Raw genomic sequence first — 22,104 nt, 5'->3', positions numbered from 1 at the left:
TCCGCCTCAGGCGACCTCCTGCCGCAGCGGCTGGCGCCGCGCGAAGGCGCGCACCAGCGCGAAGAAGCCGTAGCGGCCGCCGGCGGCGTCGAGGAGGAGGTGCGCGTCGACCAGGTCCTCGAGCACGGCGCGCGTCGCCGACACCTCCAGGTGCAGGACCTGCGCCGCGGTCTCGACGGAGAAGGCCTCCTCGGTCAGGTGGGACAGCGCGTGGAAGGCCGCCCGGCGGTCCTCCAGGAGCCCGGCCGACGCGCGGCGGAACGGGGCGTCCACGATCCTGCAGTCGGCGTGCATCACGACCGGCTGGTCGAGGTCGTCGTACAGCTGCTGCTCGATCTGCGCGACGCTCCACGCCGGACGGTCCGCGAGGCGGGCCGCCGCCACGCGGACCGCGAGGGGCTGGTGCGAGCACGCGGCCGCCAGCCTCGCGGTGGGGCCGGGCTCGGCGGCCAGGCGCTCACGGCCGACGAGGCGCCCCATCAGCTCGACGGACTCCTCCGGGGCGAGCGGCAGGAGCTTCATCCAGCGCGCCCCGGTGACGTCGAGGAGCCGCCTGGTCGCCGTCACCACGGTCAGCGAGCCGGCGCCCGTGGGGATCAGGGGGTGGACCTGGGCAGCGCTCGCCGCGTCGTCGAGGAGGAGCAGCACCGGCCGGTCCGCGGTCACGGACCGCCACAGCGCCGTGCGCTCGTCGAAGCCGTCGGGGACCGCGGCGCGGGCGACTCCGGCGCCCTCGAGGAGCGACAGCAGCGCGCCGGCCGCGGTGCGGGGGTGGCCTCCCGCCGCCCGGAGGTCGACGAAGAACTGCCCGCCGGGGAACGCCGCCCGCACGCGGTGGGCGGCGTGCACGGCGAGCGCGGTCTTGCCCATGCCGCCCAGCCCGGTGATCCCGACGACCCCCTGGCCGGAGCCGACCGCCGCGGCCTGCTCGATGCGGAGGATCTCCTCGGCCCGCCCCACGAAGTCGGCCGGGTCCGGTGGCAGCTGCGCGGGTGCGACGGCGTGGCCCGGCGTCCCACCCGGCCGCGCAACGGAGGCCGAGAGGGCGACCGGACCGGCGGGCGGTCGAGCGGGATCGTCCTCGAGGAGGTCGCGGTGCAGCTGCTGGAGCGCCGCGCCGGGCGAGACTCCGAGCTGCTCGGCGAGCCGTCGTCGGAGCGCGTCGTAGGCGCCCAGCGCGTCGCTGCGGCGTCCGAGCGCCCGGAGCGTCTCCAGGAGGAGCGCGGCGACTTTCTCGTCGAGCGGTCGCTCCTCGGCGAGGCGGCGCAGCCCGGGCAGGGCGTCGTCGTGCCGCCCGAGGCCGACCCGGAGCCCGGCGAGCTCCAGCGCGATCTCGTTCCGCACCTCGAGGAGGCGCCGGCGCTGGTCCTCGAACCACTCCCCGGGCAGCCCGGCGAGCGGGGTGCCGCTCCACCGGTCCGCCGCGGCGCCGAGCCGCTCGGCAGCGCCGGCCGGGTCGTCGGCCCGCTCGAGCTCGCGGGCGAGACGGCGCTCCCGCTCGACCACGGTCAGGTCCAGATCGACGCCGCCCCGGGGCATCCGGTACCACCCGCCGTCGGTCTCGATGCCCGGCCCGTCCGCGCCGGCGTGAGGAGCGAGCACGCGCCGGAGCCGGTAGACGTAGGTCCGCAGGACTCCGTGCGCGCTCCGGGGCGGGGTCGCCCCCCAGATGCGGTCGACGAGCGTGTCGACGTCGACCGGGCGGCCGTCGGCGAGCAACAGGATCGCGAGGACGGCCCGCTGCTGCGGCGAGCCGAGATCGAGGTCGGCGCCCTCCGCGACGGCCGAGATCGGCCCGAGCACGGTGAACCCGACGGAGCGGGGAGCGGGTGAGGTCATGGACGGTCCTCCTGTGGCGGTGGGGCGGTGGCGGGGCGTCCGGACGACGCGGGGTGCGCGGGACGCGCGGATTCGAGGGGGTGACGGAGCGGCTGTCGCGATGCGGAGGAGACGGACGCCGGGTCCGCTGCGCTCCTCGCGGCTGGGCGGAACGACGGGCACCGCCCGCGCCTCCCGGAACCGGGACCGCGGACGGCTGTGCGCCTCCCGCACCGGGACCGCGGACGGCTGCTCGCATCCCGGAACCGGGACCGCGGACGGCTCCTCACCTGCGCCTCAGCGTCGCGGGAGTGCCGCGCGCGGGCTCGCGGCGCCCCGGTCGCTGCGGGCGGCGGCGTCCGACGGCGCGCTCGACCGGCGCCGCGAGGTGAGCGCGAGGAAGGCGAGCGCGCCGACGAGCGCGATGCCCCCGGCGAGGCGGAAGTCCCCGTCGAGGCCCGTCGCGGTCACCACGCCGCCGCCGACGATGGAGCCGGCCGCGAGGGCGAGCTGGATGGTGGTGACGAACAGCGCCAGTGCGGTCTCGGATCCGGCGGGGGTCGCCGTGGACATCCAGGTCTGCAGGGCGAGCGGGAGGCCTCCCCAGACGAAGCCCCAGACGAGCACGAGCGCGACGACGCCGACGCTCGAGGGCGCCAGGAACGGCAGCAGGACGACCGCCGCGGCGAGCGCGATCTGCGCCGTCCCCGTCGTGCCGCGCACGCTCCGCGTCACCGTCGCTCCGGCGGTGAAGTTGCCGGCGATCCCGGCGACGCCGAACAGCAGCAGTGCGACCGTGACCGCCTCCGGTCCGAGCCCGGCACGGGTCTGCAGGAAGGGCGTGATGTAGGTGTACGCCGCGAACTGGGCGAAGAACAGGACGGCGGCGCCGAGGAGTCCGACGCGGGCGCGCGGCACGCGGAGCAGTCCGCCGAGGGAGGCGAATCGGACGCGCTCCGTCGAGGGGAGCGGCGGCAGGGTCGCGAGCTGGAGGGCGAGGGCGACCAGCCCGATCGCGCCGCCGATGACGAACGCGAGGCGCCAGTCGGCGAGCGCCGAGACGGCCGCGGACAGCGGGAGGCTGACGACGGTGGCGACCGAGATGCCGGCGGTGATCATCGACACCGCTCGGACGGCTCCGGCCGGCGGCACGAGCCGGGCGCCGATCCCCATGCCGATCGCCCAGAATCCGCCCAGGCTGACGCCGAGGAGTGCGCGGGCGGCCAGGAGCACGGGAAAGGTCGGAGCGAGGGCCGCGAGCGCGTCCGAGACGACCAGCAGTGCACTGAGGGCGACGAGCACGGTGCGGCGGTCGAACCGCGAGGTGGCGACCGTGACGAGGGGCGCGGCGAGGGCGGCGAAGAGGCCGGTGACGACGACGACCGAGCCGGCGGTCCCGATCCCGACGTCGAGGTCGGACGCGATCGCGGGCAGGAGGCCGATGGGCAGGAACTCCGAGAGGACGATCGCGAACGAGCCGAGGGCGACGGCCGCGACTCCGACCCGTCCGCGGCGCGCCGTGATTCCGGGCCCGCTCACGAGAGCGCTCCGACGATCGCGGGGGCGTCGACGAGGGGGAGCGTTCCGGTGCGCGACGGGAGGGCGCCACGGCGGAGGGCGGGAGGAACGGTGCTGGTCATGAGTGGTCTCCTTGCTGCTCGGGGTTCGCGGGCGGAAGCGGTCCTTTTCCGGGGGAGGCGGGCCGGGCAGGGAGCGCCGTGCCGATCTCTGGGCCTGATGAAGCCACCCGGGTTGTTGACCGATCAGTCTTGAACGCTACGCCGATGTAGACCTTTCAGTCAATAACTCCGTGCAGCCCTCCCGGCCGGGCCTCAGGTCGCGAGTCCGGCGAGGTGGTGCGGCGCGGAGGGGTCGTACCGTCGGAAGACGGCGTCGGGGAAGTGCGGGCCGACGAGCACGACGTCCCCGCCTCCGACCCGCTCCGCGAGGAGCTGCCGCGTGCGGACCGCCTCCGCTCCGTCGTGGTCCCCGACCCAGACCAGCTCCGGACGGAGGATCTCGGCCGGGCAGTGCACCGCGTCGCCGACGACGAGCGCGCGGAGGCGGCTCCCCTCCACGGCGAAGCCGACGCGACCCGGCGTGTGCCCCGGTGTCCGGACGACCCGGACCCCGGCGACGGGCTCCTCGCCCTCCACGAAGTGCCGACGCCGCGCGTCGATCAGACGGAGCTCGTTCGGCCGCGGCCCCACGGCCTCTCCGCCGTTCTCGGGCCGGCTCCAGAAGTCCCACTCGTCCGCCGCCAGCCAGTACTCGGCGTTCGGGAACGTGGGCACGCCGTCCACGGTCTCGCCGCCGATCCAGCCGATGTGGTCGGCGTGGAGGTGGGTGATCAGCACGGCGTCGATGTCGGCCGGCTCCAGCCCGAGAGCGGCCAGGCTCTCGAGCAGCGCGCCTCCGCGCATGTACGCGTCGCGGACGGCCCCCGGCCGGACGAGGGGGATGGTCCGGTCGCCGATGCCGGCGTCGATCAGCACCCTGCGGTCCGCAGTGGTGGCCAGGACCGCTCCGACGCTCAGCACGAGCATGCCGTCGTCGTCGAGGACGTCGGGGCCGTCGGCGGCGAGCGCGTCGTCTCCGCGGGGGTAGGCGAGTCCGGGCTCCGCGCGGAACTCGCCGTCGGGCAGGTAGTCGAGGGTGATCCCGCCGAGATCGAGGTGGGCCGCGGCTGCGGGTGATGCGCTCATGAGGACTCCGGACGGTGCTCGGGACGGGGACACGAGCAGTGAACCGCGACGAGGCCCGTCCGGCCGTCCGTGGTCCCACCGAGACCGCTCCGCGCCGGCTGGGAGCCGACCGGGCGGCAGCGGAGGGAACGGTGACAGGTCCGCCCCTCCACCCGGCCCAGCCGTGGTTCCACGGACGCCCCGACGGCGACCGCGTTCCTACCGTTCCCACGACGGCCCGCGCAGAGAGCGCGGGCGGGCCGGACTCCGGCCGGACGTCGCGGAGGGAGCATCCATGCGCATCACGGTCCTGGCGGTCGGGTCTCGAGGAGACGTCCAGCCGATGGTGGTCCTCGCCGCCGAGCTGCGCGAGCGCGGACACGACGTCCTGGTGGCTGCACCGGACGACCTCGTGCCGATGGCGTCCGCGCTCGGCCTCGACGCCGTCCCGCTCGGCTTCGACGTGCGGGCGTTCCTCCAGTCGGGCGAGGGGCAGGCGTGGCTCGCCTCCGGAGACACCCGGAGCTACCTCCGCGGCCTGCTGCGGCAGAAGGTCGAGCTCAGCAGCGTGCTGCAGCCCGCGATGGTGCGGGCGGCGGCGGGTGCCGACCTCCTCCTCGCCGCCAACCTCGTCCTCGACGAGGCCTCGTGCATCGCGGAGGCCGCGGGGATCCCCGTCATCGGGATGCACTTCGTGCCGCGGCGCTCCAACCCGCGCTACCCCGCCGTCACCGTGACCGCCCGGAGACTCCCCCGCCCTCTCCCCCGCCTCACGCACCTCATCGCCGATCGCGTCGAGCGGCGGGCGACGGCGGGCTACGTGAACGACCTGCGGCTCGCGCTCGGCCTCCCTCCGACGACCCTGCCGGTCAGCCGGCGCCTCGCGGACCGGGGCGCCTGGGAACTGCAGGTGTACAGCTCCGTGCTGGTGCCCGGCCTCGAGGGGTGGCCGGAGCGCCGGCCGATCACCGGGTTCATCCGCGCGACACCCGAGCAGCACGCGCTGTGGGGCGATGCGGGCGCGGACGACTCCCTCGACGCCTGGCTCGACGCGGGCGACCCCCCGGTGTTCTTCGGCTTCGGGAGCATGCCCGTCGGCGAGCCCGGCCCCGTGCTCGCCCTGCTCGACCAGGTGTGCCGCGACCTCAGGGTCCGCGGTCTCGTCGGCGCGGGCTGGAGCGACTTCGCCGACCGCGCGCCCTCGACCCGGGACCGGCTCCGCGTCGTCGGCGCTCTCGACCACCGCGCCGTCCTCCCCCGCTGCGTCGCGGCCGTCCACCACGGCGGCGCGGGGACCACGGCGGAGTCGCTGATCGCCGGCCTCCCGACCGTGATCGCCGCCGTCTTCAGCGATCAGCCGTTCTGGGGGCGCCGCGTGACCGAGCTCGGGGTCGGGTCGACGTTCGCGTTCGTCGACCTCTCCGCCGACCGGCTCGTCGCCGCGCTCCGGCCCCTGCTCAGGGAGGAGGCCGGGAGGCGGGCGCGAACCGTCGGCGCGGCGCTCGCCCGCGAGGACGGGGTGCGGGCCGCGGCGGACGCCGTCGAGCGCTCGGTGAGTGCCGGCGTCCGCTGAGACGTCCGGGGTCCGTCAGCCGCGAGAGGCCGCGTTCCGGCGGAGCCCCGCGATCACCGGTCGCCGGTCCGCGCAGCCGCTCCCGGGCGGACGACGCGGTCCACGGCACGGACGGCCCCGGTCGCGTCGGTGCCGTCGGCGGCGAGCCAGACGACGCCGCGGACCGCCTCCACCCCCGGCGCCGGCCGGTCGATCCGGTAGCCCACCCGGAAGGGGAACGAGCCGCCCGTGCTCCAGGGGAGGCTCCCGGGCGCCGAGTGGTGCTCGACGAGCTCGACCGTCGCCCAGGTGAGCCCCGCCACCGCCGTGAGAGGGGTGTCGAGGAGCAGCCGGTCGCCCGCGCGCACCGGCGCCGCGGTCACGCTGCCGCCTCGCCGACCTTCAGCGGCGCTCCGTGCCCGGGCAGGATCCAGTGCGTGGGCAGCTCGCGCAGGTGCCGCCCGGCGGCAGCGGCCTCGTCCGGATCGGCGTGGAAGAAGCCGGGGAGCAGCTGCAGGCCGTCGGAGTCCAGCAGGGGATGGCCGGTGACCAGCGCGTCCCCGGCGATCAGGACTCCCGCGGACGGCTCGAGGTACGCGGTGTGCCCGCTCGTGTGCCCGGGGCTCGGGACCACGCGGAGGGTGTGCCCGGTGGTGAGCGCCAGCTCCGTGCCGGCGAGCTCGACGGCGGTCGGCACCCCGACCCGGCCGAGGCCGCCCGCCGCGACGGCGCGGAGCACCCAGTCGATCGTCCGCGGTCGGTGCAGCACCGGGAGGAGCTCCCGCAGTGTCACCTGCTCCTCGATCTCCCGGCGCACGTTCGCCGCCTCCACCGGGCCTGTCGCCACCGCGACTCCGCGGGTCCGCGCCAGCAGACGGCTGCTGCCGAGGTGGTCCGAGTGGCCGTGGGTGATCAGGATCCTCCGCAGGTCCTGCATCCGCCCTCCCGCGAGCGCGATCGACCTCTCGACGAGCCGCAGGTCGCGGGGATAGCCGCAGTCGACCAGCTCGACGGAGCCGTGCCCCGTGAGGACCGTCCAGTTCGACAGCGGCCCCTCGACGAAGAGGACGCCGGGCGCGACCGCGGTCGTCCGCATCCTCACGCGGCTGCGGCGCGCGCTCCCGCTCATTCCGGGCCCCTCGAGCCGAGCGGGCGGACGAGGAGCGGAGCGGGAGCGGCCTGCGAGGAGCGGGAAGGACGTCTGGACACTCAGTCATGGTCGTCCCCGCCGACCGAGGCCCGCGTCGGTGGGATCACGGAGATCCGGCGGACGCGCGCGGTCCCCGCCTCGACGGACGCTCCCGGCCCGATCCGATCGGCCCTTCCGGGTCAGCCCGTCTCGGGGAGCACCGTGACGGTCAGCGCCCGCGCCGGAAGCGGGAAAGGAAGCTGCGGAACCGCTCGGCCTGCCGGTCGGTGAAGTCGTTCGACAGCCGGAACGCCTCGCTCGTCGGATCCGCCCCGTTCGCGACGTCGCGGATGGCGCGCAGCGCCTGCTCCGACGGGGTCGGGCCGTCCGCCGGACGCGGCTGCGCCGACTCGCTCGACGGGTCCTCGTCGCGCCGGTCCTTCGGCTCCATGTCGCCTCCTCCGCGCCAGCCTAGGCGGCGGGAGGACACCTCCGACGAGGTGTCGAACGGGGCGCGGACGCCGAGGAGCAGTGCCCGGCGGTCGGACGCTCCCGGGGCGACGATCGGCCGCGGCCCGTTCCGGAGGGACCGTCGACCGCTCGCGGCCGGGCGGCACGCTCCCCGACCTCGATCCCCGGACCCGGAGCGCCACGGCCCCGGGTCCGAGGCCCCCGTCCCGCGGTCCGATGTCCCCCGACCCGGTCCCGCGGGAGTCTCCGGGCGTCAGCCCTTCACCGCTCCGCTCATGATGCCCGCGATGAGCTGGCGTCCGGCGAGCAGGAACAGCACCAGCAGCGGGATCACCGAGAGCACGGCGCCGGCCAGCACGATCGAGTAGTCGACGTAGTAGCCCGACTGCAGCTGCGCGAGCGCCGTCTGCAGGGTCGGGTTCGTGGGGCTGAGGACGATCAGCGGCCAGAGGAAGTCGGTCCAGGCCATCATGAACGTGAAGAGCCCGAGGATCGCCATCGCCGGTCGCGCCGCCGGGACGGCGACGGTGAGGAACGTCCGGAACTGGTTCGCTCCGTCCACGCGCGCCGCCTCGATCAGCTCGTCCGGGATCACGTCGACCAGGTACTGCCGCATGAAGAACACGCCGAACGCGGTGACCAGCGTCGGCACGATCACGGCGCCGAGCGAGCCGGTCCAGCCGAGCTGCCGCATCAGGATGAACAGCGGGATGATGCCCAGCTGCGTCGGGATCGCCATGGTCGCGACGACTCCGATCATCAGGCCGTCGCGCCCGCGGAACCGCAGCTTCGCGAAGGCGTAGCCGGCGAGCGTCGAGAACGACACGACCGACAGCGTGATGATCCCCGAGACGATGACGCTGTTCAGCAGCGCCGTCCAGAACGGGATCGCCGTCAGCACCTGCGAGGCGTTGGCGAGGAAGTTGCCGCCCGGGACGAGCGGCAGGGTCTCGCTGCGGGTCGCGTTCGAGCCGCTCGCCACGACGAACGACCACCACAGCGGGTAGGTCGAGCCGAGGATGAAGGCGCTCAGCAGCCCGTAGGTGAGGAAGCCGGGCCGGTCGACGCGGCCGGCGCGGGAGGCGCGGACGCGGCGCACCGGGAAGGCGGCGGAGGTGGCGGGGGCGGTCATCGCTCGCTCTCGTTCTGGCCGAGGCCGGTGGTGGTGAGCAGGGGGTCCGCGGAAGCGATCTCGTCGGCGGTCGCGGGGCGGGCGGAGCGGCGCTTCGAGCGCTGCGAGATCCGGTTCTCGACGGAGGCGATCCGCCGCGAGATCGCGAAGTTCAGCAGGCCGATCAGCACGATCAGGAGGAACAGCAGCCACGCGATCGCCGCCGCCTCGCCGAAGTTCTGGCGGAAGAACGCCATCTCCCAGAGGTAGAGGACGGTGGTCTGGAACTGCCGGTCCGAGCCGCCGATGCCGCCCGCGTTCGACACGTCGAACAGGCGCGGCTCCGCGAAGATCTGCAGGCCGCCGATGGTGGCGGTGATGATCACGAAGATCAGGGTCGGTCGGATGCTGGGGATCGTGATCGAGCGGAAGCGGCGGAACGCGTTCGCCCCGTCGATCGCGGCCGACTCGTGCAGCTCGCGCGGCACGGCCTGCATGGCGGCGAGGAGGATGAGGGCGTTGTAGCCGGTCCAGCGCCAGTTGACCATCGTCGCGATCGCGACGTGGCTGGCGAGGCGGTCGTTCGTCCACTCGATCGGGCTGATGCCCACCAGGCCGATCAGGTTGTTGATCAGGCCCTCCTGGTCGCTGAAGACGCTCGAGAAGATCAGCGCGACCGCGACCGGCGAGACGATGTACGGCAGCAGGACGCTCATCCGCCAGAAGGTGCTGGCCCGCAGCGCCTGGTCGAGGGCGGCCGCGAGCAGCAGCGCGACGGCGAGCTGCGGGATCGTGGAGAGCAGGAAGATGCTCAGCGTGTTGACGATCGAGTTCCAGAAGAAGCGGTCGCCGAGCACGGCCGCGAAGTTCGCGAACCCGACGAAGTCGCCCTGGCCCTGCAGCAGCTGCCAGTCGTAGAGCGACACGACGAGCGTGTAGACCAGCGGGAACGCGCCGGTGAGCGCGAAGAGCAGGAAGAACGGCGAGATGTAGAGGTAGGGCGAGGCCTTCACGTCGAAGCGGCTCGCGCGCTGGCGGAAGGTCAGCGGGAGTCGGGGCGCCGGGCGCCGCTTCCCCGCGGGGGGCGTCGCCGTGGTCGGCGGGGTGAGTGTGCTCGTCATGGCGCTCTCTTCGAGGTCGAGTCGGAGTCGGAGGGGTGCGGCGGGGCCGGAGTCTCTCGTGCGGCGGGGCCGGCCGGGAGGAGTCGCGGGCGGCGGGGCCGGAGAGGCCTCGGCCGGCGGGCGGCAGCGTTTCTCCCGTGCGGCGAGGCGGCCCGGGATGCGGGCGGCCCGGCCGCACGGGGACCGGGAGGTCCGGTGGCGGCCGGACCTCCCGTATCGGTTGGGCGTCGGCTCGGAGGGGTCAGCCCCCGGGCGTCGGCCCGACCGGATCAGTCGACGAGCTCACCGAGGAGCTGGAGCGCCTCGTTCCAGCCCTCCTTGCCGTCGATCTCGCCGCGGTCGACCTTCTGCAGGACCGGTCCGAAGACGTTCTCCTGGATCAGCGAGTCGTCCGGGCCCTTGTACTGGGCGACGACGCCCTCGGCGCGCTGCGCGAGGATCGCGCCGGTCGGGGAGTCGTTCATGCCGGGGTCGGGAGCGGCCGCCGAGGCGAGCTCCTTCTGCGCGTCGAGGGTGCTCGGGAACGGTCCGGCCGCCTCGAACGCCTTCAGCTGCTGCTCCGGCTCGCTGAGCCACGACGCCAGCGCGGCGGCCTCGGCGGGGTGCTTCGACTGGGTCGGGACGGAGAGGAACGAGCCGCCCCAGTTGGCGGGGCCGCCGGGGAAGACGTCGGCGAAGTCCCAGCCGGTGGCCTCGGCGTTCCCGCCGCCGGCCTCGACGTTGCTCTTCAGCGTGCCGAACATCCAGCCCGGGCAGACGAAGGTGGCGAAGGTCTGGTCGGTGAACGACTTGCCCTTGTTCCAGTCCCACGCCTTCTGCGCGGCCGAGAGGCCGGAGGCGGTGGCGTCGGTCAGCTGGCCCCAGCGCTCCTCGAGCTCCGGGTTGCCCTCGACGTTCAGCTCGCCGTCGGAGGTGTAGTACCCCTCGGGCAGCTGGTTGACCATGGCGTTCCACACGAATCCGGAGTGGTCGAACCACGCCTTGCCGGTCGCGTCGTGGTACTTCTGGCCGGCGGCGAAGTAGTCGTCCCAGGTCGCGTCCGGTCCGCCGAGCATCTCGGCGACGGCGGCGCGGTCGGTGGGCATGCCGGCGGCCTCGAAGGCTGCGGTGTTGTAGCAGAGGCCCTCGGGTCCGATGTCGGTGCCGTAGCCGATGACGCGTCCCTCGGGGTCGGTCGCCTGCTCGTACTTCCAGTCGACCCAGTCGGCCTTGCGGTCCTCGATGCCGTGGTCGCGCAGGTCGACGAACTGGTCCGAGACCTCCATGACGGAGCCGAGCCAGCCCTCCTCGATGGCGACGACGTCGGCGAGTCCGGAGCCGGCGGCGAGCTTGGTGAACGCGTCGGTCCGCGCGTTGCCGCCGGTGTCGATGTTGTTCGGGACGATGGTGATCCCCGGGTTGGCGTCCTCGTACTCGCCGTAGAGCTCGTCGAAGCCCATGGCGTTGAACGTGGTGACGGTCAGCTCGATCTCGCCGCCCTCGGAGGCGTCGGATCCCGACGAGCATCCGGTGACGATCAGGGCGAGGGCCGAGGCGCCGGCGATCGCCGCGGCGATCCTGGTGCGTCGTGAATAGGGCACGGTCACTCCTTCGTGATGGTGGTGGGGCACCCCCGGGAGCGCTCTCACGCGTGCTGTTCCGCGTATGTGAGAGCGCTCTCACGAGGTGTGCGGCGAGCTTACGCACGCCCCCGCGGAGAGGTCAAGCGTTTTCGAGAGAGCGCTCTCATTGGATTGATGGTCCGCGCCCAGCCGCGCGCCCCCCGCCGCCCTCGCCCCACGAGAACGCAGAAGACGCGGTACTCGACCGCGAGTACCGCGACTTCTGTGCACTCACCGCCCCCTGCCGATCGAGTAGCGGCTACTCGACCAGCAGGGACGCCCTCAGCCCACCAGCACCGCGAAGCCCTGCGCGGGCAGCTGCACGGAGACGGCACCGGACGGCGACGTCTCGCTCACGAGCACGCCGTCCTGCGAGTAGACGCGCAGGGTGCCGGAGCCGCCCGAGACGCCGATCGCCGTGGTGCGCACCCCGTCGGTGGAGTTGCGGATCAGCTCGGTGCGGCCGCCCTCTCCTCCGACCACGAGGCGCGTCACCAGCGGGCGCACCAGCAGCGCGTCGAGGCGCGTCTGCCCACTCAGCGGGCGGACCTGGACACTCGTCGATCCGGCCGGCACGGTGCGGCGGAGCTTCTCCGGGAGCAGCGCGCCCGACGCCTCGGTGACCCCCTGCGACCCGACGGTCGAGCGGAGCAGGTCGAGCGGGCGCGAGCCGGACGTCCAGACGCTCAGCGGCGTGCGCTCCGTGCCGCGCTGCGGCTGGTCGATGACGGCCTCCACCACGCGGTCCTGCGTGGACGAGCCGATCGGGATCGACACCGCGCGGCGCGGGTCGGTCAGCGAGAGGTACGAGCCGCTCCAGCCGGCCTCCCCGGTCCAGGACGACTCGGGCGTCACGACGGTGCCGCTGCGCGCGCTCTCCGCCTCGACCAGCGTCAGCCCGTCGCGCGAGCGCTCGGTGGCGACGGAGCGGGCACGGTCGGCGACGTCCGGGTGTGCGTCGAGCGCCAGCATCGCCAGCAGGCCGTGGATGGTGCTCTCGGCGCCGCTGTTGCGGTTGACGGACCCGTCGGCCTGGACGCCGTCGAAGACGACTCCGGTGGCCGGGTCGTAGACCGGGGCGAGGCTGCGGTTCAGGCCGAAGAACCAGGCGCCCTGCACGGCTGCGAGGTCGGTGAAGGCGCTGGAGCCGGTGGCGTCGGCCAGGGCGAGCGAGTTCTGCAGGCGGGAGTCGGCTCCGTACGCGATCTGCACGCGGTCGGTCGGAGTCGGGTTCCAGCCGTTGTCCGGGCCACCGGCGGTGAGCAGCTCCGGAGCGAAGCGGGCGCCGTCGACGAGCGCGGGCTCGAGGAGGGAGGAGTCGTCGAGCGCCGCGGACGACGCGGCGAGTCCCCCGGCCATCTGCGACGACCAGGAGTGCCAGAGCGTGCGCGACTTCGTCCACGGGAGGATCGCGCCGTACGGCCAGGCGGTGGTGTCCGCCTCCGTCGTCGTGGTGCGGGCGTAGGCGGCGACGCCCTCGGCGAGCTCGGCCGTGCTCGTGCGCACCGCGGAGTCGTCGGGAGCGGCCTCGAGGTAGGCGGACAGGCCGAGCAGCGCCTCCGAGGTGGCGTCGGCGCCGTCGACGATCAGCCAGGCCGGCACCTTCACGCCGTCGGCCTGCGCGTACTCCCCGTAGCGCGTGAGCACCTCGCGGTCGACCGCCGCGACGCCGAGGCGCAGCCGCTCCTGCAGGAAGGCGGCGAACTCCGGATCCGTGTCGCGGAACGCCGCGTAGCCCTCGCCGAGCGCCCAGAGCGTGCGGGCGAGCCAGTAGCTGTCCTCGGAGTCGCTGGGATCCGGCAGCTCGACCGGCTCGGCGCTCGCGTTCAGCTCCCCGTCGGTCTGCATCCAGAGCACCACGTTCCCGGCGTCGTCGCCCTCGGTGGTCTGGAAGTAGGCGAGGGCGCGGAGCGTCTCGAAGGCCTTCTCGCGGCTCTCGGTCGACCCGGTCTGCTGCCAGTGGCGGAGGTAGACGACCGCGGCGCGCGAGATGTCGTCGGTGTTGAACGCGCCCTGCTCGTAGTCGCCGGTGGCCGGATCGAGGCGGCCGCCGCCCACGCGCTCGAAGGCGCCGCCGTCGCGGGCGTCGGCGTAGGTCCACGGCATCACCAGGGTCGGCTCCTCGTCGAGCCGGTAGGTGGTGTGGCCGGGCTCGGGCACCGGAGTGGCGGTGTCGAGGAGGAAGTCGAGGTGCGCCGTGTTCGTCAGCGGCTCGGCCGCCTGCGCGGGGGTCGCGCCGAGGGCGAGGCCCCCGACGGTGAGGGCGGCGGCGGCCAGGACGGCCGCCGATCTGGTGAGCGTGTTCGTCATCGAACTCTCCTTGGGTGGGGGATGTGGGGGCGGATCTCGATACGCGATGCGCGGCTGCTCGATCAGCACGAGGCGCGGGCGGACTCGATCCGGGGAGTCAGCCGTCCGTGCGGACGAGGCGGGCCGCGCCGATCTTCGAGTCGGCCATGCCGTAGAAGACGTAGTGCTGTCCGTCGATCTCCTCGATCGCCGTCGGGAAGACGACGTTCGGGACGATCCCGCTGCGCTCCTCCTCCGTCTCGGCCTCGAGCAGCGGCTCGGCGGTGCGCGCGATCACCCGCGACGGGTCGTCGCCGTCGAGGAGGATCGCTCCGGCCGAGTAGTTCACGTGCTGCTGCTGCGCGAAGGCGCTGTCGATCACTCCGGTGACCCCGTGATGGATGAGCAGCCACCCCTCGGGCACGCGCAGCGGCGCGGGGCCGCCGCCGACCTTCAGCTCCTCGAACGGGAACTCGGGGCCCGCGAGGAACCGGTGCCGCGTCCAGCGCGTGAGGCTCGCCAGGTCGCGGTCGACCTCGTCCACCGGCACGTAGCTGATCCAGATGCTCTGCCGCGGGTCCTCGATCCCGGCCGGGAGGCGCACGCCCTCGCCCGGCCGCGTCTCGCCGAGGTCCCACATCGGCCGGTGCAGCACCGCGAACGAGCGGGTGCCGTCCGGGGCGGCGACGATCTCGGGGAAGAACACGCAGTCCTTGTTGTGGAACAGGCCCAGGTCGATGTCGAGAGCGTCGTCGTAGGCGAAGGTCACCGGGCCCAGGCGCCGCCAGTCGCGGAGGTCCTCGGACACGGCGAGCGCCGTCCGGGGCCCGAGCGGCCCGTAGGCGACGTAGGTCATCACGTGCAGGCCGAGCGCCTCGATGAAGGTGATCCGCGGATCCTCCACGCCGGCGTTGTGCGCGCCGCGCTCGAAGCCGCGGTCGGGCGCGAGCACGACGCCCTCGCGCTCGACTCCGACGGGCACGCCGCCCTCTACGACCACGCGGGCGAGGCCCACGCGGGAGACGTTGCCGGCGGCGACCATCCGGGGCAGGAGGTACAGCTCGCCGTCGGGCCCGCGGCCGCTGCCGGGGTTGAGCACCCCCTCGGCTTCGAGCTCGTCGCCCGGGGCGGGCTCCATCACGACGCCGACGCGCTCGAGACGGTAGGGGACAGTGGTGAGGGTGGGAGACATGGTCAGCCTTTCACTCCGGATCCGAGATCGGTCGAGACGAAGTAGCGCTGGAACACGATGAACAGCACCACGACGGGCGCGGCGAGCACGACGGCTCCCGCGAGGATCGCCCCGAACGGGTTGTCGGTCGACGACGCCACGTTCGAGATGTAGTTGGCCAGGGACACGGCGAGCGGCTGCAGCGACGCGTCCTTGGTGATGAGGAACGGCCAGAGGAACTCGTTCCAGGGGCCGATGAAGGTCAGCAGCACGGCGGTCACCAGCGCGGGCCGCACCAGCGGGAGCGCGATGGTCCACAGCAGCTTCAGCTCGCCGGCGCCGTCGATCCGGGCCGCCTCGAACAGCTCCTTGGGGAGCTGCAGGAAGTACTGCCGGAAGATGATCACCGCCGTCGAGTTGATGGCGAACGGCAGGATCATCCCGAGGTGGCTGTCCGCGAGGCCGTAGTCGCGCGCGATCAGCACGTAGAGCGGGATCTGCAGCAGCTGGAACGGGATGACCTGCACCAGCAGGGCGAGCGCGAACACGGCGTTGCGCCCCCGCCACTGCAGCATCGCGAGCGCGTAGCCGGCGAGGACGCCGAAGAACACGGTGCACAGCAGCACGCCGCCGGTGAAGATCCCGGAGTTGACCAGTCCGGTGAGCAGGCTGATCCGCTCGTTCACGTTGACGTAGTTGTCGAGCGTGAGGTTGCCCGGCTCCGGGATCGCTCCCGCGAGCGTCGGGTCCGGATCCGTCTGCAGGGAGCCGACGATCATGTAGTAGAAGGGGAAGAGGAAGACGATCGCGCCGATCGCGAGCACGACTCCGCGCAGGATCACGGCTCCGCGGCTGGAGCCGACGGGGCGCCTCCGCGGCGACTTCTCCGGGGCTGCGGCGGCGGGCACGGCCGAGGCGGCGCCTCCGGCACTGGACAGGGTGCTCATGAGTTCCTCTCCCCCGCGAAGCGGTTCTGCAGATAGGCGATGACCAGCACCAGCAGCACCAGGACCACGCCGATGGCCGAGGCCACGTCGGGCTGCCCCTGCTGGATCCCGAGCTGGTACATCAGCAGCACGGGCGAGGCGGACGCGCCGTTGGGGCCGCCTCCGCCGGTGAGGAGGTAGGGCTCGGTGAAGAGGTTCGCCCCGGTGACGGTCGACACCAGCAGCACCAGGAGGGTCGCGGGCCGCACGCTCGGCACGGTCACCGACCAGAACTGGCGGATGCGTCCGGCGCCGTCGGTCGAGGCCGACTCGTAGAGCTCCTTCGGCACGTTCTGCAGCGCCGCCAGGTACAGCAGGATGTAGAACCCGAGCTGCTTCCAGGTGACGTAGAGCGCGATGATCGGCATCGCGAGCTGCTCGTTGATCAGCCACGACGGGTTCGGCGCGAGCGGCCCGAGGAGGCTGTTGACCAGTCCGTTCCCGTTGAAGAGGAACAGCCACACGCCGACGACCGCGACGCTCGCCGTGACGTACGGCACGTAGAAGCTGACGCGGAGGAACGTCCGCAGGTGCACGACCTTGTCGAGCGCCGCGGCGAGCAGCAGCGAGAGCACCACTGTCAGCGGCACGTTGATCACCAGGAAGATCCCGATGTTGCCGAAGGAGCGGATGACCTGCGGGCTCGAGAACGCCGTGACGAAGTTGTCGAGGCCGACGAACGGCCGCTCCACCTGCACGCCGGGAGCTGCGAAGAAGAAGTCGTGGAACGCGATCCAGACCGAGTAGACGACCGGGAACGCGAAGACCGCGAGCACGAAGAGGAGGTAGGGGCTGCCGAACAGCAGCCCGAGGGGCTGGGGCCCGAGGACGCGGTGCAGGAGGCTCCGCTTCCCCGGTGCCCCGGCCGGCGCGGGCCGGCGGGTGAGGGTGGTCACGGCCGGGTCACTGCTGGCCGGCGAGCCCGGTGACGGTCTCGGCCGCTCCGTCGAGTGCCGTCTTCACGTCGCCCTCGCCGAAGATGACCGTCTTGCCCCAGGCGTCGCGGATCGCCTGCAGCATCTGCACCGTGTTCGGCCCCGACGGCACCTCGATGGTGCGGCTCGCCTGGTCGCCGAAGCGCTGGTAGGCGGGGTTCGCCTCGAAGTAGTCGGCGTAGGTGGTCTGCAGGTCGGTGCGCAGCGGCATCTGGCCGGTGGTCTCCAGCAGCGAGCGGTCCTGCTCCTCGCTGGTCGCGAACTTCAGCACCTCCCACGCCGTGCCCTTGTTGGCGCAGGCGGAGTAGAGGCCGACGTTCTTCGCGTCGCTGAAGGTCCAGGTGTCCTCGGCGGGCGTGCCGTCGGGGGTGGGCACCGAGACGGAGCCCCAGTTCAGGTCGTCGTAGACCGAGACCGCCCACGGGCCGACGATCGACATCGCGGCCTGGCCGTCGGCGAAGGCGTCGCCCTGGTACTGCTCGCGGCCGGCGAGGCCCTGGTCGTAGAGGCTCTTCCAGAAGTCGGCGACCTCGTAGCCCTCGTCGTCGGCGAAGGTGGCCTTGCCGTCCTCGACGAGGCTCGTCCCTCCGGTGGCCGCGGCGTAGAGCGGCATGAAGTCGAACTGGGTCTGGAAGAACTCGCTGGTGGGCGCGGGCTGGATCGCGGCGGGAGCGGCACCCGATTCGACCAGCGTCTTCGACGTCGCGAGGAAGTCGTCGTAGGTCGACAGCGACGGGTTCTCGGGGTCGAGTCCCGCCTTCGCGAAGAGGTCCTTGTTGTAGAAGATGACGACCGGGTTGCTCTTCCACGGCATCTGGAAGTACTCGCCGTCGGCGTTCTGGTACTGCTCCGCGAGGTCGCCGCTGCGGGTCTCGATGTAGTCCGCGCCGCCGTCGAAGCTCGAGAGGTCGACGAGTCCGCCCTGGCGCTCGAACTGGCCGACCGCGCTCGGGGCCGTGTTGAAGACGAGGCACGGCGCGTTGCCGGCCGTGATCGCGGCTCCGATGACCTCCTCGCTGCTCTTGCCCGCGGGGATCTCCTGCCCGGTGATCTCCTCGTCCGGGTGGTCGGCGTTCCACGCGTCGACCATCGCCTTGCCCCACTGCACCTCCTGCTCGTTGTTCGAGTACCAGATGGTGATCGGTCCGGTGGCGGTGAGGTCGGTCGACGCTCCGCCGCCGCCGCTGCAGGCGGTGAGGGCGAGGGTCGCGAGGGAGGCGGTGGCGATCCCGGTCAGCCAGCGTCTCGTCGTCGAGGGGGCCATGGTGTTCTCCTTGTCCGGCGTGCGCGACGGTGCGCACGCGTCTTCAGTGGGTCGACGGCCGCGGAGGAGCGGTCGAGTGGCGCACCACGAGCCCGGCGGGCTCGAGGTCGACGTCGGGGGCGCTGCCGGACTCGATGAGGTCGAGCAGCGTGCGGGCGGCCTCCTCGCCCCAGCGCGCGGGGCGCGTGCGGGCCGAGGTCAGCGACGGGTAGACGTGGGCGGCGATCTCGGAGTCGTCGAAGCCCGTGATCGAGAGGTCGTCGGGGAGTCGGAGCCCGCGGGCGTGCGCGACGCCGAGCCCGGCGATGGCCATCGGGTCGTTGCCGAAGACGATCGCGGTGGGCGGGGTCGGGCTGTCGAGGAGCCGCTCCGTGGCCGCCGCGCCCTGCTCGGCGCTGAAGTCGGTGGCGACGAGCGCGGTGGGCTCGAGCCCCGCGTCGGTGCAGGCCCGCGTGAAGGCCTCGCGGCGGCGGGAGGAGTGGAGCAGGTGGTCGGGCCCGGCGACGTGGGCGATGCGGCGGTGGCCGAGCTCCGCCAGGTGCCGGACGGCGTCGGCGATGCCCGCGGAGTCGTCCATCACGACGGCGGGTGAGGAGGAGCCCTCGAGTCGCCCGAGCGTGACGGCCGGGATCTGCAGCTCGGCGAGCAGCGCCGGCCGGGAGTCGTCCTGCCGGAGGTCGGTGAGGAACACGCCGTCGACGCGGCGGTCGGCCGCGAGCGTGCGGTAGACGGCCTCCTCGGAGGCGCCCGGGTCGACCACGCTGAGCACCAGCACCCGGCCGCGCTCGGCGAGCATCCGCTCCACTCCCGAGATGAAGGAGGGGAAGAACGGGTCGGCCGCGATGACCGCCGGGTCGCGCGCCACGACGAGGCCCACCGCGAAGGAGACGCTGGTGGAGAGGGAGCGGGCCGTGAGGCTGGGCCGGTAGCCGAGCTCGGCGGCCACGCGAAGGATCCGCTCGCGGGAGTCGGGCGAGACGCCCGGCCGGTCGTTGAGCGCGAACGAGACGAGCGCCTTGCTCACGCCGGCCTCACGCGCGACGTCGAGGATCGTCGGTCTGCCCGCCATGGGAGCTCCCTCGCTCGTCGCCGCGTCTGAACCGGTTTTGTAAACCGGTTCAGAGCACCGTAGCAGGGAGGCGGGCGGAGGAGAAGAGGGAGGTGGGCGAGGCGGCGCTCGGGCCACCTGGAGCCCGTTTCCCGCCTGTCCCCGGCGCTGAGACGTGCGGGCGTCGGCCGGTCGCTACGGTGACGGGCGCCTGTGCATGGGCGCCCGGGATGGCCGCCGAGCGAGTGGCTCCAGGCCGCTCACGGAACCGTCGAGCGACGGAGTCTGAGAGCCCTCCGCGTCCCGGCTCCGGCTCGGCTGCCGGGTGCTGGAGTGTCCCGGTGCCCGGTGACCCCGCAGGCACTCCCCCGACCCGAGAGAGAACGATCATGGCCCGCCCCCACACCGCCAGCCGCACCACGAGCGAGCAGCGCACCGAGCACGCCGAGCAGTACTCGGCCGGAGCGCGCTACGCGTCGGAGGCGTTCGGCACCTTCCTCCTGGTCGCCGGCGGCGTCGGCACCGCGGTGTTCGCCTCCGCCTTCCCCGACTCCGGCAACGCGCTCGGAGTGGGCTTCCTCGGCGTCGCCCTCGCCTTCGGCCTCACCGTGATGGCCGGCATCTACGCCGTCGGCCACATCTCGGGCGGCCACTTCAACCCCGCCGTCAGCATCGGTCTCGCCATCGCCGGCCGCACCGAGTGGAAGCACATCCCCGGCTACATCGTCAGCCAGATCCTCGGCGGTCTCGTCGGAGCCGGAGTCGTCTTCCTCGTCGCCGCCGACGGCCCCGCCGGCTACCTCACCGCCGCCCGCGACTCCGGCTTCGCCTCCAACGGCTACGGCGCCGCCTCCCCCGGCGGCTTCGGCCTCGGCGCGGTCCTGCTGACCGAGATCGTCCTGACCGCCGTCTTCGTCGCCGTCATCCTCTCCGTCACCGCCAAGAGCGAGTACAAGGCTGTCGCGCCGCTCGCCATCGGCTTCACGCTGACGCTCGTGCACCTGATCAGCATCCCGGTGAGCAACACGTCGGTGAACCCGGCGCGGTCGATCGCTGCGGCGGTGTTTGCGGGGCCGGACGCGCTGGGGCAGGTGTGGGTGTTCCTGGTGGCACCGATCGTGGGCGCTGCGATCGCGGGGGTGGGGACGAAGGTGCTGAACCGGCGGAAGTAGGCGGTTGACGGGGCGCGCCGCAATGTGCGCCCTCCCCCGCGCAAGGGCACATTGAAGCTCCCGACGCGCCTCGAAGGATGATCGGATTACCCGCGCTCCCTCAGCAGGGTGGCGGTGTGAGCAGAGCGATCAAGACCGACCAAGTCCGCTGATGCGACACAGGCAGGCACCGACTCGCTCCTCGGCTCACTCGAGGCGAATCCTCACCCGGGAGCGCTCGACTACGACCTTGCCCTCCGGGGCCACGACGCAGAACCTGCAGCTGGTGCAGCCCTAAGGCGACGGGCGCGTTGAGCGGCAGCCGAGCGCAACGATCTACCGAACGTGTGCCCAAGGCCAAGCAACTGTGGAGCCGCTCCGCATCAGAAACCCCCTCGCGAACCCAAAGCGAGGCATCCCACCACGAGACGCCTTCCCTAGACGGTTGTGCGCCCGGGATCCGACGAGCGCTCGGGCTTCGTCTGCGAGGCGACCGCGTGTCCCAGGAAGCAATGTTTCTCGAGGCACTCTGACAGGACGTGGCAGCGGGCCTCACGCAATCATGCGCCGCACCTCAATCGCGACTCAAGACTCACACACGACACCGCTCGCAAGCAGACCGGCACCATCCGCTAAGTTTTCAGCATGCCTCGCATCCCGGTAAACGGCGCTGTTCTTCGGTGGGCGCTTGATGACGCCGACGTTGCCGTCGACGAAATTGCGCAGATCACCGGCCGCTCGGCACAAACGATCGAAGCCTGGATGGCCGAAACTGAGGATTCGCCAAATAAAGGCGACTTGGAGAAAATAGCAAAGCGGGTCGGTCGATCCCTGCAGTTCTTCCTTCTGCCTGCCCCACCTGCGGCTACGCCAAACACAATCCGCTTCAGAGCGGCCATCGAAGGCGAAAGCGTGGACCCGCCCGCTGAACTGGGAGCGGTTCGCAAAGCAGGCGGAGCTCAGAAGCTTGCTCGATGGGCAGCCGAAGTCAACTCGTCTGCAGCCGTATCGTTACCTCAGCCCGGTTCGGATCCGATCGAGTTCGCCACCACGATGCGCGACTTCCTCGCTTGGTCCTACCAGGATCAGGTGAACGCTACGAGCAAATCAGCAGCATATAAGGGACTGCGTGCCGCTATCGAACGCTTGGGTATCGTCGTTCTCTACATTGCGGCCGGACGCTCGAACTGCCGGGGATTCTCCTTACCCGACGGCCTTGCGCCAGTCATCACTCTTAATTCAGCTTATAACTTGGCTTCATTGAAGAGCTTCACTCTTCTCCACGAGCTAGCTCATCTCGCCGCCGGAACTGCGGCGATCTGCCACGACCCCTCGTCTTCCGAGGAAAAATGGTGCGACGACTTCGCATCTGCTTTTTTGCTCCCAGAGCAACATCTACGCAATTACTTTGAATACAAAGGTTGGGCTACTGTCTCAGTCGGCGAAATTGACGATCGAATCCGCCTAATATCCAACCGCTACAACGCGAGTTGGCAGGCAGTGGCTATTCGGTTGAGACAGCTCGGCCTGACCGACCAGACCGTCGTAGATAAGGTTTTTGAGGCAAGCAACGAGGTCATCAGGGGCTTCAGCCCGGATGGCGGTCGTACACGTCCTCTAATTCGACTTGACGAGTATGGGGCTACGTTCACCCGAGCGGTAGTAACCCTTCGCAATACGAACCAGTTAAGCGAGTTTGACGCTCGGCAACAACTAAACGTCAACAGAGCCGAATTTGAGCAAATAAAGAGTCTTCTTTTAGGGGCCGGCTGA

Annotated in this window: 18 protein-coding genes; 3 read left to right on the top strand and 15 right to left on the bottom strand. The window is 72.1% G+C overall.

All coding sequences use genetic code 11. The features are described 5' to 3' along the window. Window positions 1–6: 6 nt before the first annotated feature. The 3 genes from GTU71_RS13065 to GTU71_RS13055 form a co-directional block, all read right to left on the bottom strand. Entirely contained in the window at window positions 7–1,839 is a 1,833-nt protein-coding gene (locus tag GTU71_RS13065) for a BTAD domain-containing putative transcriptional regulator (protein ID WP_104282845.1), read from the bottom strand. A 276-nt stretch (window positions 1,840–2,115) separates the two neighbouring features. Continuing rightward, entirely contained in the window at window positions 2,116–3,357 is a 1,242-nt protein-coding gene (locus GTU71_RS13060) for an MFS transporter (protein WP_244230557.1), read from the bottom strand. A gap of 293 nt (window positions 3,358–3,650) precedes the next feature. Then, on the bottom strand, window positions 3,651–4,523 hold the full coding sequence (locus GTU71_RS13055) for an MBL fold metallo-hydrolase (RefSeq protein ID WP_159940413.1): 873 nt from the start codon (window positions 4,521–4,523) through the stop codon (window positions 3,651–3,653). Between the two features lie 274 nt (window positions 4,524–4,797). On the opposite strand from GTU71_RS13055, the gene GTU71_RS13050 reads away from it, so the two are divergent. After that, window positions 4,798–6,075 carry a glycosyltransferase gene (locus tag GTU71_RS13050; RefSeq protein ID WP_159940411.1) on the top strand — a complete coding sequence of 426 codons (1,278 nt, stop codon included), beginning with the start codon at window positions 4,798–4,800 and terminating at the stop codon, window positions 6,073–6,075. A gap of 53 nt (window positions 6,076–6,128) precedes the next feature. Here GTU71_RS13050 and GTU71_RS13045 read toward each other — a convergent pair whose 3' ends face one another. The 12 genes from GTU71_RS13045 to GTU71_RS12990 all read right to left on the bottom strand — a co-directional run bounded on the left by GTU71_RS13045 (window position 6,129) and on the right by GTU71_RS12990 (window position 19,201). Beyond that, window positions 6,129–6,437 (bottom strand): hypothetical protein, encoded by a 309-nt coding sequence (locus tag GTU71_RS13045; RefSeq protein ID WP_159940409.1) that lies wholly within the window; start codon window positions 6,435–6,437, stop codon window positions 6,129–6,131. Then, window positions 6,434–7,183, bottom strand: coding sequence for an MBL fold metallo-hydrolase (locus tag GTU71_RS13040; RefSeq protein ID WP_244230556.1), 750 nt, complete (start codon window positions 7,181–7,183; stop codon window positions 6,434–6,436). Before GTU71_RS13040 ends, GTU71_RS13045 begins: the two co-directional genes overlap by 4 nt. Before the next feature lie 229 nt (window positions 7,184–7,412). After that, window positions 7,413–7,634, bottom strand: coding sequence for a hypothetical protein (locus GTU71_RS13035; RefSeq protein WP_159940407.1), 222 nt, complete (start codon window positions 7,632–7,634; stop codon window positions 7,413–7,415). 273 nt (window positions 7,635–7,907) lie between these two features. After that, complete coding sequence (locus GTU71_RS13030; RefSeq protein ID WP_104223961.1) at window positions 7,908–8,786, bottom strand: carbohydrate ABC transporter permease; 879 nt, start codon at window positions 8,784–8,786, stop codon at window positions 7,908–7,910. Then, a complete protein-coding gene (locus GTU71_RS13025; RefSeq protein WP_159940405.1) occupies window positions 8,783–9,886 on the bottom strand; it encodes a sugar ABC transporter permease in 1,104 nt (367 codons plus the stop codon). The genes GTU71_RS13030 and GTU71_RS13025 overlap by 4 nt, the downstream gene beginning before the upstream one ends. Window positions 9,887–10,155: 269 nt before the next feature. Further along, a complete protein-coding gene (locus GTU71_RS13020; protein ID WP_104224001.1) occupies window positions 10,156–11,466 on the bottom strand; it encodes an ABC transporter substrate-binding protein in 1,311 nt (436 codons plus the stop codon). A 303-nt stretch (window positions 11,467–11,769) separates the two neighbouring features. Beyond that, window positions 11,770–13,797, bottom strand: coding sequence for a hypothetical protein (locus GTU71_RS13015; protein ID WP_159940403.1), 2,028 nt, complete (start codon window positions 13,795–13,797; stop codon window positions 11,770–11,772). 97 nt (window positions 13,798–13,894) lie between these two features. Continuing rightward, a complete protein-coding gene (locus GTU71_RS13010) occupies window positions 13,895–14,968 on the bottom strand; it encodes a glycosidase (RefSeq protein WP_104257499.1) in 1,074 nt (357 codons plus the stop codon). A 2-nt stretch (window positions 14,969–14,970) separates the two neighbouring features. Continuing rightward, window positions 14,971–15,894 (bottom strand): carbohydrate ABC transporter permease, encoded by a 924-nt coding sequence (locus GTU71_RS13005; RefSeq protein ID WP_159940401.1) that lies wholly within the window; start codon window positions 15,892–15,894, stop codon window positions 14,971–14,973. Further along, the gene (locus tag GTU71_RS13000; protein ID WP_104223956.1) at window positions 15,891–16,829 is read right to left on the bottom strand and encodes a sugar ABC transporter permease; all 939 of its coding nucleotides are present in this window, start codon (window positions 16,827–16,829) and stop codon (window positions 15,891–15,893) included. The genes GTU71_RS13005 and GTU71_RS13000 overlap by 4 nt, the downstream gene beginning before the upstream one ends. 7 nt (window positions 16,830–16,836) lie before the next feature. Beyond that, complete coding sequence (locus GTU71_RS12995) at window positions 16,837–18,132, bottom strand: extracellular solute-binding protein (protein WP_104223955.1); 1,296 nt, start codon at window positions 18,130–18,132, stop codon at window positions 16,837–16,839. A 43-nt stretch (window positions 18,133–18,175) separates the two neighbouring features. Continuing rightward, window positions 18,176–19,201, bottom strand: coding sequence for a LacI family DNA-binding transcriptional regulator (locus tag GTU71_RS12990; protein ID WP_159940399.1), 1,026 nt, complete (start codon window positions 19,199–19,201; stop codon window positions 18,176–18,178). Window positions 19,202–19,569: 368 nt separating this feature from the next. Here GTU71_RS12990 and aqpZ point away from each other — a divergent pair, with 368 nt between their 5' ends. Continuing rightward, the gene (aqpZ, locus tag GTU71_RS12985) at window positions 19,570–20,352 is read left to right on the top strand and encodes an aquaporin Z (RefSeq protein ID WP_159940397.1); all 783 of its coding nucleotides are present in this window, start codon (window positions 19,570–19,572) and stop codon (window positions 20,350–20,352) included. Between the two features lie 624 nt (window positions 20,353–20,976). After that, window positions 20,977–22,104: an ImmA/IrrE family metallo-endopeptidase gene (locus GTU71_RS12980; protein ID WP_159940395.1), complete on the top strand. Its 1,128-nt coding sequence runs from the start codon at window positions 20,977–20,979 to the stop codon at window positions 22,102–22,104.

Origin of the sequence: Rathayibacter sp. VKM Ac-2762 (assembly GCF_009866585.1) — a bacterium.
Lineage (GTDB): Bacteria > Actinomycetota > Actinomycetes > Actinomycetales > Microbacteriaceae > Rathayibacter.
The sequence above is the reverse complement of the archived record's forward strand: the minus strand, read 5'-3'. Positions and strand labels throughout refer to the sequence as shown.